Source organism: Paraburkholderia sp. USG1, from assembly GCF_031570135.1.
In the GTDB taxonomy this organism is placed as follows: Bacteria; Pseudomonadota; Gammaproteobacteria; order Burkholderiales; family Burkholderiaceae; genus Paraburkholderia; species Paraburkholderia dioscoreae.
The window spans coordinates 246,775-261,630 of record NZ_JAMWXW010000001.1; the positions used below are offsets into that span (position 1 = coordinate 246,775).

Consider the following 14,856-nt stretch of genomic DNA (forward strand, 5'->3'; position numbering starts at 1 on the left):
CCGCTATTGTAGCATGTTCCCGTGTATGATTGCGATTGAACCCTTACAACATTGAAAGACTCCAAGCAGGAGTTTCCGAATACTGGTAGCGTAGGCAGTGTCGGTATTTTCAGGGCATTGAAACTCCCTGCCCGCGCGCCAATCTTAGGGATGAGAGCGCCGCGGCCGGTGACAGAAATTCCCACGGCGCGGCTCGCTAAACCCGCTTCACAACCATACGTAACTTGCTTCTGAGGTAAGGAGAGACCATGAACGATCATCCGTATAGCTTTGGCCGCAATGGCGCGGTCAGCACGGTCGAAACGCGTAACCGCGTGCTACGGAACACCTACTGGCTGCTCGCGCTGTCCATGATTCCGACAGTGCTCGGCGCGTGGGTGGGCCTCGCCACGGGTTTCTCGCTGTTCGCCGCCACGAGTCCCGCCATGAGCATGCTGGCGTTCTTCGCGATCGCCTTCGGCTTCATGTTCGCCATCCAGAAAACCAAAGACAGCGCGGCCGGCGTGTTCGTGCTGCTCGGCTTCACATTCTTCATGGGCCTGATGCTGTCGCGCATCCTGAGCTTCGTGCTCGGTTTTTCGAACGGCCCGTCGCTGATCATGCTCGCCTTCGGTGGCACTGGTGTGATCTTCGCGTCGATGGCAACCATCGCCACGGTCAGCAAGCGCGACTTTTCGGGTCTCGGCAAGTGGCTGTTCATGGGCGTGATCGTGCTGCTGCTGGCGTCGGTCGCGAACGTTTTCCTGCACCTGCCGGCGCTGATGCTTACAGTGTCGGTCCTCGCCATCGTGATCTTCTCGGCCTACATGCTGTTCGACGTTCAGCGCGTCGTGAACGGCGGTGAAACGAACTACATCACTGCCACGCTCGCGATTTACCTGGATCTGTACAACGTGTTCGTCAACCTGCTGGCGCTGCTCGGTATCTTCGGCGGCAACCGCAACTAAGCCTGATTCGGGGCGCGGCGTTCGAAACGCCTCGCCCTTGAAAGGACAAAGCCCCTAACGAGCGATCGTTAGGGGCTTTTTTCATTGGCGCCGCGACGTCCGCCGCGCCGGGAGAGCAAGAGGCATCTGGCGTGGATTACACGCTCAGCCACGCAAACCCGTCGTCCTGCGAAGCCACCACCACGTCCGTGGGCGCCGTGCCCAGCACACCGGCCATAGCCGCCTGCGCCAGTTCCGGCAGATTGTTCTGCTGGCTCAGATGCGCGGCGACTAGATGGCGCAATCGCGAACGGTCGAGCGAGGCCAGAATTTGAGCCGCCGCGTCGTTGTTCAGATGCCCGTGATTGCCGCCGATGCGCGCTTTCAGCGACTGCGGATAGCGGCTGCCCGCCAGCATCCGCACGTCGTGATTGCATTCGAGCACCAGCGCGTCGCAACCGCTCAGCATCGCGCTGATATGCGGCGTGGACGTACCGACATCCGTCAGCACACCGAGCCGGCTCGCGCCGTTTGAGAACACGTATTGCAGCGGCTCGCGGGCGTCGTGCGGCACGGTGTAAGGGAGAATGCTGAGGTCGCCGATCGCCACCGCTTCGTCGCCCCACAGCACCTGCAGGTCGATATCGGCTTTGTCGGCTCCCACCGCGCGGGCGGTCCCCCAGCTCATATACAACGGAATCGACCACTTGCGCGCCAGCGTCAGCGCACTGCCAATGTGGTCGCTATGCTCATGCGTGATCAGAATCGCGTCGAGACCTTCGACGCTCGCGCCGAGCCGCGTCAGACGCCGCTCGACCTCCTTTGCCGAAAAGCCGCAGTCGAGCAGCACGCGCGTGGTGGTCGCGCCGCTTTGCGCTTCCACCAGCAGGGCATTGCCTTCACTGCCGCTGCCGAGACTCGCGAACCTCACGGGCCGCTTAGTTCAGTTGCGCGTGCAGCAGCGTCACGATGCGCTGCGCGTCGGACGAGTTGTCCACCTGCCCATTCGCGTCCAGCACGGCCACCTGCGTCACGGCGTCACCCTTCGAGCGCACGTTGACGAGGAATTCCTGACCCGGCTTTTTCGACGAATTGCCGCTGTAGAACAGCTTGCCGAGCAGCCCTTCTTTCTTCAGTTCCTGCATCGAGTCCGCGTAGCGCACGTAGTAGATGCCCTTCGCACGATCGCGGTTGTCGACGGTGAAGTTGGTGCGGTCGAGCGCGAGGCCCACGCGCAGCCATGCGCGATCGAACGACTCCTGCAGGTCGAGCGTGGATGCGCCCGCGCTCTGGTCGAGCGTGGTCGGTGCGGCCGCCGGACGCGCGTCGGTCAGCAGTTGCCTGGATTGCGTTTCGGTCAGGCCGAACTTCTGCATCAGCTTGGTGAGGAACAGCGCTTCGAGCGCCGGATCACGCGGACGCTCTTCCCAGCGCGACGATGTCTTGTCCTGCCCGGTCATCACTTCCTCCATTGCGCTGTGCGTGATGGAGATATCGGTCGTGCCGCCCGGCGCGCGCGAGACGAGCGTGCGGAAACTGTCACGCGTGCCCGACGAATACGCGAAGTCGATCACCTTGCCGACCGTGCGGCGGAACCAGTCGTCCGGGATATTGGCGCGGTTTTCGGCCCAGTCGGTCGTCATGATGCCGGTGGCCGGCGCGTCGGTCTTCAGCGCGAAGCCGTTTTCCTGCCAGAACTCCTGCAACTGCGGCCAGAGCTGTTCCGGCGAGCGGCCGTCGACCACGAGCCAGCGGCGATCGCCGTCACGTTCGATATGCATGCCGAGCGGATCCTGCGCGTTCGGCTGGCCTTCGGTCGAATTGCCGGCGGCCGTCACCGCGCGCTTCTGAGCGCCGCCCAGCGCCAGATTGGCGGGCGGTGCGACGTAGCGCTGATCGGTCGGCGTAGTGCTCAGATCGCCCGGAACGGCGAGCGGCGGCGCACTGCCCGCGCCCTTGTAGTTGACGCGGTCGGAAGCAAACCAGTCGTTCAGCGTGTCACAGCCGGCGAGCGTCGTAAGGGCAAGCGCCAGCGCCGCCATGCGGGTTGCGTGGAGGGAAAGTGCGGAACGTTTCATGAGGTCCTTCGTGATGCTGGAACGCGGTGCCTTGGTTCTGTGTGCCGGGAACGCGGGCTGGATCGACGTCGGTTAAGGGAGTGCCGGTGGCAGGCTTTCGTTAGCGCTACGGGTTGCCGCGGACGCTATCCGCCTAGCCCAGCAGGCCCGCTTCGCGCAGCGCGCCGCGCACCACTTCGTGGTACTGCGGGTCGAGCGGCGTAAGCGGCAGGCGGATTCCGCCCTGCACACGACCCATTTGCTGCAGCGCCCATTTGGCCGGAATCGGATTCGATTCGACGAACAGGTTCTTATGCAGCGACAGGAGTTTCAGATGAATCTCACGGGCGGTCTTAGCATCCGCGGCGAGAGCGGCCTTGCAGAGATCGCTCATGGCGCGCGGCGCGACGTTGGCGGTGACCGAAATATTGCCGTGGCCGCCGAGCAGCATCAGCGCGATCGCGGTGGGATCGTCGCCGCTGTAGATGCCGAAGTGCGACGGCGCAAACTTGATCAGATGCGCGGCGCGATCGATATTGCCGGTCGCTTCTTTCACACCGATGATGCCCGGCACCTGCGCGAGGCGCAGGATGGTTTCGTTGCTCATGTCGGCAACGGTGCGGCCCGGCACGTTGTACAGAATCACCGGCAGATCGACGGTTTCCGCGATCTTCGCGAAGTGGCGGTAGATGCCCTCCTGCGTCGGCTTGTTGTAGTACGGCACGACCTGGAGCGTGGCGTCGGCGCCGACCTCTTTGGCCCGCTGGGTAAGTTCGATCGCCTCGGTCGTGGAGTTGCCGCCCGAGCCCGCGATCACCGGAATCCGGCCCGCCGTGTGCTCGACCGCGGTCTTGACCATCAGCACGTGTTCTTCGACCGACAGCGTGGCCGACTCGCCGCTCGTGCCGACCACGACAAGAGCGTTCGTGCCCTCTGCAACGTGCCAGTCGATCAGTTTGCGAAACGCCGGCAGATCCAGACTGCCGTCTTCGAGCATCGGGGTGATGATGGCAGGAATGCTGCCGCGAATCTGAACGCCGTCGTTGCTGCCGAGCTTGCTGCTTTGGTTGCCGTTAGTCATGAAACGCCATGAATTTGATCAGGTAAACCGCGATTGTAGCGGATTAGCCAGCCAACTCGTAACAAGGCGGGGGTGCCGCCTGCGCGGGGTCGTCTGAGCGCTCCGCCTCCAGAATTGCGCAGATCCGCTGGACGTAAGCCGGGCGCGGCTGCGCAAGAAAACCATCTTGAAATGCGACTACCCGGAGTTTGCCGCGCACGCGCTCGAGAAGCTCGCCGGGCGCCAGCAAAAACGCCGGATTGGAAGGTTTGCCGACTCTTTCGTTTCCTTGCGCGAAGGTCTCGTAGACCAGCACGCCGCCCGGAGCGAGCGCGTGCAGGAGCTGCGCGAAGAGCGGCCGGTGCAGGTAATTCGTCACCACGACGGCGGCGAATTTCGCCTCGGCGGGCAACGGCCAGCCGGCACCTTCGAGATCGGCTTCGAGCGGCGTGACGAGCGGCTCTCCGCGCAGGGTAGCGAGCGCCGCCGCATCCCGGTCGATGGCCGTCACCGGATGCCCCAGCGCCGCAAAGAACCGCGCATGCCGCCCCGCCCCGCACGCGACGTCGAGCACCGCGCCGCCCGCCGCGACCAGATGCGCCCAATCGCGCACCCAGGGCGACGGTTCGCCCAATCCATGCAGGGCGGCAGCGGGCGTGTTCATCGGAGTGCTCATACCTTGGCGCGGCTCGTCGGTTGCGTCAGTTGTACGAGAGGCCCATCGCTTCGCGGACGTCGCGCATCGTTTCCGAAGCAAATTTGCGGGCCTTGTCACAGCCGTCGGCGACGATCGCGCGCAACAGCGATGGGTCGTCCATGTACTTCTGCGCGCGCTCGAGCATGGGCTGCTGCTCGCGCAGAATGCCTTCGATCACCGGCTGCTTGCACTCCAGGCAACCAATGCCGGCTGTCCGGCAGCCTTTCTGCACCCAGTCGTGGGTGGCTTCGTCCGTATAGACCTGATGGAGCTGCCACACAGGGCACTTGTCGGGGTCGCCCGGATCGGTGCGGCGCACGCGGGCCGGATCGGTCGGCATGGTGCGGACTTTCTTCGTGATGGTTTCCGCGTCTTCGCGCAAGCCGATCGTGTTGCCGTACGACTTCGACATTTTCTGCCCGTCGAGACCCGGCATGCGCGACGCCTCGGTCAGCATGGCTTGCGGCTCGACCAGAATGATCTTGCGCGAACCTTCGAGGTAGCCGAACAGGCGCTCGCGGTCGTTCATCGACAGACTCTGCGATTCCTGCAACATGGCGCGCGCCTGTTCGAGCGCTTCGTCGTCGCCTTCCTGCTGGTAGGCGTTGCGCAGTTCGTGATAGAGCTTGGAGCGCTTGCCGCCGAGCTTCTTCGCCGCCTCGTTGGCCTTCTCCTCGAAGCCTGGTTCGCGGCCGTACAGGTAGTTGAAACGGCGCGCGATTTCACGCGTCATTTCGACGTGCGGCACCTGGTCTTCACCAACCGGCACGAGCGAGCCGCGATACAGCAGAATGTCCGCCGCCATCAGCACCGGATAGCCGAGAAAGCCGTAAGTGGACAGATCCTTGTCCTTCAGCTTCTCCTGCTGCTCCTTGTAGGTCGGCACGCGTTCGAGCCAGCCGAGCGGCGTGCTCATGCCAAGCAACAGCGCCAGTTCGGCGTGCTCGGGCACCTTGCTCTGGATGAACAGCGTGGCCTGCGCCGGATCGATGCCGGAGGCAAGCCAGTCGGTCAGCACGTCCCAGACGTTCTTTTCGATCACTTCGGGCGTTTCGTAGTGCGTGGTCAGCGCGTGCCAGTCGACCACGCAGAAGAAACACGGGTATTCGGACTGCAACCGCACCCAGTTTTTCAGCACGCCGTGATAGTGGCCGAGGTGCAACGACCCGGTGGGCCGCATGCCGGAGAAGATACGGTCTGGGAACATGATATTTAGAAAAGCGAAACAAGGGGAGTCAGAATGGCGGTGATCGCGCTGTACCCGATCGTGACGAGCGGGTTCAACCAGTAACGCGTCAGCGTGCCCGTCATGACCAGTGCCATCACGATGAAAAAGCCGTACGGTTCGAGGCGCGACAGCGTGATGGATTGGCGCGGCGGCAGCAGCGCCATCAGCACACGGCCGCCGTCGAGCGGCGGCAGCGGAAACAGGTTGAGCACGCCGAGCACGAGGTTCACGCCCACGCCCGCTCCCGCCATGCGCGTGAAGAAGGGCTCGTCGACATTCAACACCGCCAGCGCGACCCCGAACAGGCCCCAGATCAGAGCCTGCACGAAGTTGCAGGCCGGCCCCGCCGCCGCGACCCACAGGCTGCCCCAGCGCGGATTGCGCAGGTTACCGAAGGCGACCGGCACCGGCTTGGCGTAACCGAACATGAACGCGCCGCTGGTGGCGAAGTACAACAGCAAGGGAATTGCAATCGTGCCGAGCGGATCGATGTGCCGCATCGGATTGACGGAGACGCGGCCGAGCACGTAGGCGGTATTGTCGCCGAGCCAGCGCGCGACGTAGCCATGCGCGGCTTCGTGCAGCGTGATGGCGAAAATCACGGGCAACGCATATACCGCAATGGTCTGTATCAGGGAAGAATCCATAACTCGTTATTGTAACAACGCGATTGCGTGCGTCTGTCCGCTTTCACTCATGCCGTCTCTGCAAGGCCGAACGGCGCGAGAGAACCGCGCCCTGCCCGCACCAGCACCGGTTCGGCACCGGTCAGATCGATCACCGTGGAAGGCTCGCACACGCAAGGGCCGCCGTCGATCACCAGATCCAGTTGCTTTTCCAGGCGCGCCCGGATTTCTTCCGGGTCGTTCAGCGGCTGGGTTTCGCCCGGCATGATCAGCGTCGAGCCGAGCAACGGCTGGCCGAGTTCCTCGAGAATCGCCAGCGTGATCGCGTGGTCCGGCACGCGCAGGCCGATGGTCTTGCGCGACGGATGCGAGAGGCGCCGCGGCACCTCCTTGGTGGCCTGCAACACGAATACGTACGGGCCGGGCGTCACCGATTTGATCAGCCGGTACTGCCGGTTGTCCACCATCGCGAAGTTCGAGAGCTCCGACAGATCGCGCACCAGCAAGGACAGCAGTTGCTTCTCGTCGAGTCCGCGAATGCGCCGCAGACGCTCGACCGCTTCCTTGTCGTCCAGATGGCAGGCGAGCGCGTAGCTGGAATCCGTCGGCAGCGCGACCACGCCGCCATCTTTGATGATCTGCACGGCCTGCTTGACGAGGCGCGGCTGTGGGTTATCGGGATGAAGCCGGAAGTATTGGGACATGGCGACTAACGTTGGCTGACGGATGAACAGCGGATGAACGGCAATGGAGTTCTGGCCGAAGACCGGCCGGAAGCACGCGCCGCGCCCAACCGGCGGTCGCGCCGGACGTGCCGCCCCGGCACGGCGCGGTCACAGCCAGCGTTCCCAGACGGGCTTCAGATCGGCGGGCAGCGGCGGCAGCGTGCCGAGGTCGACGCGGCCTTCGCCGGCTGCGTGGAAGTCGGACCCGCGCGACGCCTCGAAGCCGAAACGGCGCGCGACATCCGCGTATTCGCGATACTGGTCGGGCGTATGGCTGCCTGTCACCACTTCGATCGCCTTGCCGCCGAGATCGATGAATTCGGCGAAAAACGCGTCGAATTCGACCGGCGAGTACGCATACCGGCCCGGATGCGCAATCACGGCTTCGCCGCCTGCGGCCTGGATCCAGCCGACCGCATCGGCCAGTTTGGCCCAGCGGTGCGGCACGTAACCGGGTTTGCCGTCGCCGAGATAGCGGGTGAACACGTCCTGCGTGGAACTGGCGTAGCCGCTTTCCACCATGAAACGGGCGAAATGCGTGCGCGAAATCATGTCCGGGTTCGACACGTATCTGAGCGCGCCCTGATAGGCGTCGGGTATGCCGAGCGTGGCCAACTGCTCGCCGATCGCCTCCGCGCGCGCGGCGCGGCCGTTGCGCGTGCGCGCGAGCCCGTCGATCAGGACGGAACTGGTCGGATCGATGCCCAATCCGACGATGTGCACCGTGCGCGAAGCCCATGTCACCGAAATTTCGACGCCGCTCAGATAAGCCATGCCGAGCGCTTCGGCAGTGCTTTTCGCTTCGCGCTGACCGCCCAGTTCGTCATGATCGGTGAGCGCCCACAGCGTCACGCCGCCCGCGTGCGCGCGGCGCGCGACATCGGCCGGCGCGAACTGGCCGTCGGAAACGGTGGAGTGACAGTGGAGGTCGGCGTTCATCGTTGTCTTGAAAAGGATCAGCACTCATTTTACTGCAACGCAGTAAGTGAACGCAGAGCTATCTCGCGCAACCGCCGCCCCGAAGGAAATCCCGTTGGCGGTTCGCGGGAAACCCTGGAAACGATTTGAAAGCGCTATGCGCAAAACCCCTCGATCAGCGCGGCCACCTGCTCCGGCTGGTCGTGGTGCACCATGTGCCCCGCTTCGTCGATGATCTTCTCGCGCCAGTTCGGGAACGCCTGAAAGCGCGCCTTGAATTCGTCGAGCGGGATCTCGCCGGCGATCTGCGCGAGCGTCGGCGAGTTGGCGGCTTCAACGTGCAGCACCTTCGCGCTCACCTTGCGCCACGTCGCCATCACTTCGTCGAGGCGGTACAGCGCGGGGCCGCGCAGTTTGTGCGCGGGATCGGCGAGCAGCATGAAGCGCCCTTCACCGTCCGGCTTCGACCAGTGCTGCGCGAGGAACTGCGCGCGCTGCGGATCGAGGCGCGGATTGGTTTTGACAAGGCGCGCGGCGACGTCGTCGAGCGACGCGTAGCGCTTCAGTTGCGGCGGATCGCGCAATTCGTCCAGCCAGTTGCGCAGGCGTTTGGGCGCCTGCGCCGGGTGCGACGGCGCGAGACCGAAGCCTTCGAGGTCGACTACGCGCCGCACCCGCTCCGGCCGCACGCCTGCATATACGCAGGCGATATTCGCGCCCATGCTGTGGCCGACCAGATTCACTTCGCCGGCCGGCGCATAGTGGTCGAGCAAGGCGTCGAGATCGGCCAGATAGTCCTGAATCCAGTAATTGCCGCCGCCGCGCTCAGCCACTGGCCAGTCCGACAGGCCGAAACCGCGCATGTCCGGCGCCAGCACCTGCCAGTCACCGCCCAGCGCGTCGACGACGAACTGGAACGAGGCCGCCACGTCCATCCAGCCATGCAACATGAATAGCATCGGCGCGTCCGGGTTGCCCCAACGCCGCACATGCAGACGGATGTCGCGCACGGCGACGAATTCAGAGCGGGAAGTGTTCATGAACGGCGCGTCCAAAAAAAGAATGGTCGTTCGATTATAACGAGATAGCCGGCCGATGCACGGCGCCGGATTGCGAAGGAAACCTCAACCGGCGGCGGCCGGCGGCGCGGGTTCCGGCGCGTCGAGGCCCGCCAATGCTGCCAACTCGGCCAGTTCCGCCTCGTCGAAACCGGCATCGCGGCGCGCCTCGAAATTGAACGGACCACGTAATTTCGGTGCGTGATACTGGTCGGCGAGGCGCGTGTAAGTCTCGTGAGGGTCGAGCCCGCTGCCATCGCACAGGTAACGGAACCAGCGGTTGCCGATCAGCACGTGGCCGATTTCATCGCGCAGGATCACGTCGAGAATGGCTGCTGACGCCTGATCGCCCGCCTGCAGCAGGCGCGCGCGGATCGGCGGCGACGCGTCGAGGCCGCGTGCTTCGAGCGTGCGAGGCACCAGCGCCATGCGCGCCAGCACGTCGCCGCGGGTGCGCTCGCACATGTCCCACAGGCCGTCGTGGGCTGGAAAGTCGCCGTAGACGTGGCCGTACTCCGCAAGGCGCGCGGCCAGCAGCGAGAAGTGATACGCCTCTTCGGCGGCGACTTTGAGCCAGTCGGCGTAGAACGCGGCGGGCATGCCGGCGAAGCGCCAGACGGCGTCGAGCGCGAGATTGATGGCGTTGAATTCGATGTGCGCGAGCGCGTGCAGCAGAACCGCGCGCCCTTGCGGCGATTGCATGCTGCGCCGCTTCAGATGGCGCGGATCGACCAGTTCCGGCCGCGCCGGACGGCCCGGCAGTCCGGCCGGTTCGTCGAACGCGAGGTCCGCGGCGCATGCCATGCTGCCTTCGAGCACCGCGGCATAGAGCGCGCGGGCCGCGGCGGCCTTGGCGATCGGGTCGGCTTCGCGCAGTGCGGCGAGCGCCGCGGCGCGCGCGCAATGGGCGCTCCGCCCGGCATCGGCGACAGATGAATCGGGCGACGCGGACAACGCGGACGGAGCGGCAGAGATCATGACGAGCGGATCGACAAAGGAAACAGCAACGGAAGCCCGAAGCGCGGAGGCTGACGAAACGGCGGAGCGAGCGGCGACCGCCAAGTCAACACGCTGCCGTCAAAGCAGCCGTCGCGATAAATCGCGATAAATCGCGATAAACCTACGCAGACCGTGGCCCGAGCAGCGAAGCGGCGAATGCCCGTGCGGCTCCGGCAAGCGGGGCCGGCAGCGGCTCAAGCACACAACCGTTTACAATACCCGATTCGACGACCATTCAGCGCGCCCGGTGCGCCGGAGCGGCGCAGCCGCCCGGGGCGCAAGACCTGTCGGGCGGGTCTGCCGCCCTATCCCGCCACGTGCGTAGCGACCGATCAAAAGGAGACACTGTGACCATTTACAAGCTTGGCGATGCCGCCCCGACCATCCATGAAAGCGTGTTCGTCGCGGATTCAGCGAGCATCATCGGCAACGTGACGCTCGGGGAGAACGCCAGCGTGTGGTTCAGCGCGACGATTCGCGGCGACAACGAGCCCATCACCATCGGCACGGGCAGCAACGTGCAGGAAAACGCCGTGCTGCACACCGACCCCGGTTTTCCGCTGACGGTCGAGCCGAACGTGACGATCGGCCACCAGGTCATGCTGCATGGCTGCACGATCAAGGAAGGCTCTCTGATCGGAATTCAGGCCGTGGTCTTGAATGGCGCGGTGATCGGCCGCAACTGTCTGGTCGGAGCGGGCGCCATCGTCACCGAAGGCAAAGTGTTTCCCGACAATTCGCTGATTCTCGGCGCGCCCGCCAAAGTGGTGCGCGAACTGACCGAAACAGACATCGCCAACATGCAGCGCGGCGCGGCAACCTATGCCGAGCGCCGCGAATATTACAAGGCGCAGCTCGTGCGTATCGGCTAACCAGCCGGAGCGCGCAGCGCGCACGGCGCGGCATCACGCTGCGTCATTCGACCGAGGAAAAGTTGTGAGCGACCAGTTGCAAAAATTCATGTTCAGCGCGGCGCCGGTGCGCGGCGAGATCGTTTCGCTGCGCAATACGTGGCAGGAAGTCCTGACGCGTCGCGATTATCCGGCGCCGGTGCGCACGGTGCTGGGCGAAATGATGGCTGCCTGCGCGCTGCTGTCGGCGAACCTCAAGTTCGACGGCACGCTCATCATGCAGATTTTCGGCGACGGCCCGGTCAAGATGCTGGTGGTGCAGTGCGGCTCCGATCTGTCGATGCGCGCCACCGCCAAGCTGTCGGGCGAAGCGGCCAGCGTGATCAGCGAGACGACCAGCATGGTCGACCTGTTGAACGCGAGCGGTCACGGCCGTTGCGTGATCACGCTCGACCCGGCCTCCAAGCAGCCCGGCCAGCAGCCGTATCAAAGTATCGTGCCGCTGTCGGGCGTGGACGGCCCGCTCAACTCGATGGCCGAAGTGCTCGAGCATTACATGCATCACTCCGAGCAGCTCGACACGCGCCTGTGGCTGGCGGCGAACACCGAGCGTGCGGTCGGCATGCTGCTGCAAAAATTGCCGGGCGACGGCGGCATCGTCCCGCATCCGGGCGATCTGGACGCGGACACGTGGGAGCGCGTGTGCACGCTGGGCGGCACGATGTCGCAAGACGAATTGCTGAAGGAAGAACCGGAAACGATTTTCCGCCGCCTGTTCTGGCAGGAGAACGTTCAGCATTTCGAACCGGCGAAGGCGCGTTTCGAATGCACGTGTTCGCGCGAAAAGGTCGGCGGCATGCTGAAGATGCTGGGCCGCGAAGAAGTGGACGGCGTGCTCGAAGAACGCGGTCACGTCGAGATTCATTGCGAGTTCTGCAACCAGCGCTACGAGTTCGATCCGGTCGATGTGGCGCAACTTTTTGTCGCCGAAGCGCTCTCACAAGGTGTGACGCCCGCGGCTGACCAACGGCACTGAACGGCTCGCCGGCGCGCGGCGCTCATGCGCGCGAGGCGGCGGTTGACTACAGCCGTGTTGAGGCAGTAAAGGTACCGCGCTGCCCGCTGCATTTTCGGGGCTCGGACGGCGCGGTATCGTTGACCATTGCGTTGAATCATTGGCGGTGCGTGCGGGGCATGATTTGCTTAGGCATCCGACCGATGGAGATAGAAACATGAACCATCCTACTTCGTTGATACCGCTGCTGCGCCGTGCGCGCACGGCCGCCGTGCTGGCTGTCCTCGTCGGCGGCGGCGCGCTGGCCGGCTGCATGATGGATCCGCCGGGTCCGTCGCCGATATATAGCCGCCTGCCCGCCGACCAGTCTGGCACCGCCCAACCGCTGACGCCTCAGGAGCGACAGCGCTATGACGCGATCGACCAACAGGTCATGGTCGAGCAGAATCAGGCGATTGCCGCCGAAAACGCGGCGCAGGCGTGGTCGCGTTACTACACGCCGCCTGTGAGCGTGTACGGCAGCTATTACGGCGGTGGTTGGGGGCACGGCTGGGGTACGGGTGTCGGCGTCGGATACGGACCGTACTGGGGCTGGTAGCGAGTAAGCGGCAGAGTTCACGCACGCCGCGGGAATTCCGCCCCGACGGCGGCTCCAAAGAAAAAGGCACGGTTTATTTTTCACCGTGCCTTTTTTGCGTCCTTCGTATCAAACCGTTGCGCGGCGACGAAGCTCAGTGCGCAGGCTTTCTTTCGTTAGCAGCAGCTTTCCCACCGTGCTTGCGGTCCGGCTTCGCGCGCGACTCCGGATTCGGCACCACATGCAGCGGCGCCGCCGACATTTCGCCACGCGTGGACGTGGTTGCCGATGGCGTGTTCGCCGCCGGCAACGGCGCATTCGGCGACACGAACTGCACGAACACTTCGCCGTCCTTCACCATGCCCATTTCGTAGCGTGCCCGCTCTTCGACAGCGGCCGTGCCGTTCTGCAAATCCTGCACTTCGCCTTGAATGCGCTCATTGCGCAGCTTCGAGTCGGCATTCTTTTGCACTTGTTGCGCCAGTTGCTGCTGCAACTCGTGCACGCGCAACCAGCCGCCATGTCCCCACCAGAGCGGGTACTGGATCAGCGCCAGTAGAACGATCAGGACAGCAGTGACAAGCCGCATGAAGTAGGCACAATAAATACACGCCGCCCTGCGCTATACGCAGGGCGGCGGGGTCAATCAGAAACGAAGGATAACCGGCTCATCGGTCAGCGCCAGCAAGAAAGCCATTAGCGCAGATTGTAGAACGCCGACTTGCCCGGGTAGCTGGCGATATCGCCGAGATCTTCTTCGATACGCAGCAACTGGTTGTACTTCGAGATGCGGTCCGAGCGCGACAGCGAACCCGTCTTGATCTGACCGGCGTTCAGGCCGACCGCGATATCCGCAATCGTCGAATCCTCGGTTTCGCCCGAACGGTGCGAGATCACGGCCGTGTAGCCGGCGCGCTTGGCCATTTCGATCGCCGCGAAGGTTTCCGTCAGCGTACCGATCTGGTTGATCTTGATGAGGATCGAGTTGGCGATGCCCTTTTCGATGCCTTCCTTCAGGATGCGCGTGTTGGTGACGAACAGGTCGTCGCCCACGAGCTGAACCTTCTTGCCGAGCTTGTCGGTCAGCGTCTTCCAGCCGGCCCAGTCGCTTTCGTGCATGCCGTCTTCGATCGACACGATCGGGAACTTGTCGGCCAGATTCGCCAGGTAGTCCGTGAATTCCGTGGACGAGAGTTGCAGGCCTTCGCCGGCCAGCTGGTACTTGCCGTCGTGGTAGAACTCGCTTGCTGCGCAGTCGAGTGCGAGCAGCACGTCTTCACCGGCGCGGTAGCCGGCTTTCTCGATGGCTTGCAGGATGGTGGACAGGCATTCGTCGTTGCTGCCGAAGTTCGGCGCGAAGCCGCCTTCGTCGCCCACTGCCGTGCTCATGCCGCGATCCGACAGGATCTTCTTCAGCGCGTGGAACACTTCGGCGCCGCAGCGCAGTGCTTCGCGGAAGGTCGGCTGGCTGACCGGCACGATCATGAATTCCTGGATGTCCAGGCTGTTGTTGGCGTGCGCGCCGCCGTTGACGATGTTCATCATCGGCACCGGCAGTTGCATCGCGCCCGAGCCGCCGAAGTAGCGGTACAGCGGCAGGCCGGCTTCTTCAGCAGCGGCTTTCGCGACGGCCATCGAGACAGCCAGCATCGCGTTCGCGCCCAGGCGCGACTTGTTGTCCGTGCCGTCGAGTTCCAGCAGCGTCTTGTCGAGGAACGCCTGCTCGGAAGCGTCGAGACCCATGATCGCTTCGGAGATTTCGGTGTTGATGTGCTCGACGGCCTTCAGCACGCCCTTGCCGCCGTAGCGGCCGGCTTCGCCGTCACGCAGTTCGATCGCTTCACGCGAACCCGTCGACGCACCCGACGGCACCGCGGCGCGGCCCATCGTGCCCGACTCGAGCAGCACGTCGCATTCGACGGTGGGGTTGCCTCGCGAATCGAGAATCTCTCGACCGATGATATCTACGATAGCACTCATGGTTTCCTCAAGAAATGACGTTGAATTCTTTACTGTGACACTGTACCAGGCGTGTCGAGCCGGAGTGGGTGCTTCAACATCGTGTCGATCCGGAATTAGTGCTTCAGCACTTACTCCGGTCCCACGCGACGCGCTCCGG

At 64.1% G+C, this 14,856-nt stretch carries 16 protein-coding genes; 4 read left to right on the forward strand and 12 right to left on the reverse strand.

Annotated elements, in window-relative coordinates; genetic code table 11:
• Nucleotides 1–248 precede the first annotated feature (248 nt).
• On the forward strand, nt 249–947 hold the full coding sequence (locus tag NE850_RS01185) for a Bax inhibitor-1/YccA family protein (protein WP_007181342.1): 699 nt from the start codon (nt 249–251) through the stop codon (nt 945–947).
• A 136-nt stretch (nt 948–1,083) separates the two neighbouring features.
• Here NE850_RS01185 and NE850_RS01190 read toward each other — a convergent pair whose 3' ends face one another.
• The 10 genes from NE850_RS01190 to NE850_RS01235 all read right to left on the reverse strand — a co-directional run bounded on the left by NE850_RS01190 (nt 1,084) and on the right by NE850_RS01235 (nt 10,273).
• Nucleotides 1,084–1,857, reverse strand: a complete 774-nt coding sequence (locus tag NE850_RS01190) for an MBL fold metallo-hydrolase (RefSeq protein ID WP_007181341.1) — start codon at nt 1,855–1,857, stop codon at nt 1,084–1,086.
• A gap of 7 nt (nt 1,858–1,864) precedes the next feature.
• Complete coding sequence (gene bamC, locus NE850_RS01195; protein ID WP_007181340.1) at nt 1,865–3,004, reverse strand: outer membrane protein assembly factor BamC; 1,140 nt, start codon at nt 3,002–3,004, stop codon at nt 1,865–1,867.
• 133 nt (nt 3,005–3,137) lie between these two features.
• The gene (gene dapA, locus NE850_RS01200) at nt 3,138–4,064 is read right to left on the reverse strand and encodes a 4-hydroxy-tetrahydrodipicolinate synthase (RefSeq protein ID WP_165186551.1); all 927 of its coding nucleotides are present in this window, start codon (nt 4,062–4,064) and stop codon (nt 3,138–3,140) included.
• 43 nt (nt 4,065–4,107) lie between these two features.
• Nucleotides 4,108–4,707 carry a bifunctional 2-polyprenyl-6-hydroxyphenol methylase/3-demethylubiquinol 3-O-methyltransferase UbiG gene (locus NE850_RS01205; protein WP_197740232.1) on the reverse strand — a complete coding sequence of 200 codons (600 nt, stop codon included), beginning with the start codon at nt 4,705–4,707 and terminating at the stop codon, nt 4,108–4,110.
• Nucleotides 4,708–4,744: 37 nt separating this feature from the next.
• The gene (locus tag NE850_RS01210; protein ID WP_007181337.1) at nt 4,745–5,947 is read right to left on the reverse strand and encodes a tryptophan--tRNA ligase; all 1,203 of its coding nucleotides are present in this window, start codon (nt 5,945–5,947) and stop codon (nt 4,745–4,747) included.
• Between the two features lie 5 nt (nt 5,948–5,952).
• Nucleotides 5,953–6,615, reverse strand: a complete 663-nt coding sequence (locus NE850_RS01215) for a site-2 protease family protein (protein ID WP_007181336.1) — start codon at nt 6,613–6,615, stop codon at nt 5,953–5,955.
• 47 nt (nt 6,616–6,662) lie between these two features.
• Nucleotides 6,663–7,298 carry an L-threonylcarbamoyladenylate synthase gene (locus tag NE850_RS01220; RefSeq protein ID WP_007181335.1) on the reverse strand — a complete coding sequence of 212 codons (636 nt, stop codon included), beginning with the start codon at nt 7,296–7,298 and terminating at the stop codon, nt 6,663–6,665.
• A gap of 129 nt (nt 7,299–7,427) precedes the next feature.
• Nucleotides 7,428–8,258, reverse strand: a complete 831-nt coding sequence (locus NE850_RS01225; RefSeq protein ID WP_007181334.1) for a 3',5'-nucleoside bisphosphate phosphatase — start codon at nt 8,256–8,258, stop codon at nt 7,428–7,430.
• Nucleotides 8,259–8,392: 134 nt separating this feature from the next.
• Nucleotides 8,393–9,277 (reverse strand): alpha/beta fold hydrolase, encoded by an 885-nt coding sequence (locus NE850_RS01230; protein WP_007181333.1) that lies wholly within the window; start codon nt 9,275–9,277, stop codon nt 8,393–8,395.
• Between the two features lie 84 nt (nt 9,278–9,361).
• Nucleotides 9,362–10,273 carry a ferritin-like domain-containing protein gene (locus NE850_RS01235; RefSeq protein ID WP_007181332.1) on the reverse strand — a complete coding sequence of 304 codons (912 nt, stop codon included), beginning with the start codon at nt 10,271–10,273 and terminating at the stop codon, nt 9,362–9,364.
• A 368-nt stretch (nt 10,274–10,641) separates the two neighbouring features.
• On the opposite strand from NE850_RS01235, the gene NE850_RS01240 reads away from it, so the two are divergent.
• The 3 genes from NE850_RS01240 to NE850_RS01250 all read left to right on the forward strand — a co-directional run bounded on the left by NE850_RS01240 (nt 10,642) and on the right by NE850_RS01250 (nt 12,758).
• Complete coding sequence (locus NE850_RS01240) at nt 10,642–11,166, forward strand: gamma carbonic anhydrase family protein (protein ID WP_007181331.1); 525 nt, start codon at nt 10,642–10,644, stop codon at nt 11,164–11,166.
• A 64-nt stretch (nt 11,167–11,230) separates the two neighbouring features.
• Nucleotides 11,231–12,181: an Hsp33 family molecular chaperone HslO gene (gene hslO, locus NE850_RS01245; protein ID WP_007181330.1), complete on the forward strand. Its 951-nt coding sequence runs from the start codon at nt 11,231–11,233 to the stop codon at nt 12,179–12,181.
• Between the two features lie 196 nt (nt 12,182–12,377).
• Nucleotides 12,378–12,758 carry a hypothetical protein gene (locus NE850_RS01250; protein ID WP_007181329.1) on the forward strand — a complete coding sequence of 127 codons (381 nt, stop codon included), beginning with the start codon at nt 12,378–12,380 and terminating at the stop codon, nt 12,756–12,758.
• Nucleotides 12,759–12,891: 133 nt separating this feature from the next.
• Here the strand turns inward: NE850_RS01250 and ftsB are convergent, their stop codons facing one another.
• Together ftsB and eno are read right to left on the reverse strand one after the other, a co-directional pair.
• Entirely contained in the window at nt 12,892–13,326 is a 435-nt protein-coding gene (gene ftsB, locus NE850_RS01255; RefSeq protein WP_007181328.1) for a cell division protein FtsB, read from the reverse strand.
• Between the two features lie 107 nt (nt 13,327–13,433).
• A complete protein-coding gene (gene eno / locus NE850_RS01260) occupies nt 13,434–14,717 on the reverse strand; it encodes a phosphopyruvate hydratase (protein ID WP_007181327.1) in 1,284 nt (427 codons plus the stop codon).
• Between the last annotated feature and the right edge of the window lie 139 nt (nt 14,718–14,856).

Coding starts and splice junctions, on each gene's coding strand:
- NE850_RS01250 (WP_007181329.1), top strand. CDS start 12,378: ATGAACCATCCTACTTCGTTGATACCGCTGCTGCGCCGTGCGCGCACG.
- NE850_RS01235 (WP_007181332.1), bottom strand. CDS start 10,273: ATGATCTCTGCCGCTCCGTCCGCGTTGTCCGCGTCGCCCGATTCATCT.
- NE850_RS01220 (WP_007181335.1), bottom strand. CDS start 7,298: ATGTCCCAATACTTCCGGCTTCATCCCGATAACCCACAGCCGCGCCTC.
- NE850_RS01230 (WP_007181333.1), bottom strand. CDS start 9,277: ATGAACACTTCCCGCTCTGAATTCGTCGCCGTGCGCGACATCCGTCTG.
- NE850_RS01225 (WP_007181334.1), bottom strand. CDS start 8,258: ATGAACGCCGACCTCCACTGTCACTCCACCGTTTCCGACGGCCAGTTC.
- dapA (WP_165186551.1), bottom strand. CDS start 4,064: ATGACTAACGGCAACCAAAGCAGCAAGCTCGGCAGCAACGACGGCGTT.
- bamC (WP_007181340.1), bottom strand. CDS start 3,004: ATGAAACGTTCCGCACTTTCCCTCCACGCAACCCGCATGGCGGCGCTG.
- NE850_RS01205 (WP_197740232.1), bottom strand. CDS start 4,707: ATGAACACGCCCGCTGCCGCCCTGCATGGATTGGGCGAACCGTCGCCC.
- NE850_RS01210 (WP_007181337.1), bottom strand. CDS start 5,947: ATGTTCCCAGACCGTATCTTCTCCGGCATGCGGCCCACCGGGTCGTTG.
- NE850_RS01215 (WP_007181336.1), bottom strand. CDS start 6,615: ATGGATTCTTCCCTGATACAGACCATTGCGGTATATGCGTTGCCCGTG.
- NE850_RS01185 (WP_007181342.1), top strand. CDS start 249: ATGAACGATCATCCGTATAGCTTTGGCCGCAATGGCGCGGTCAGCACG.
- ftsB (WP_007181328.1), bottom strand. CDS start 13,326: ATGCGGCTTGTCACTGCTGTCCTGATCGTTCTACTGGCGCTGATCCAG.
- eno (WP_007181327.1), bottom strand. CDS start 14,717: ATGAGTGCTATCGTAGATATCATCGGTCGAGAGATTCTCGATTCGCGA.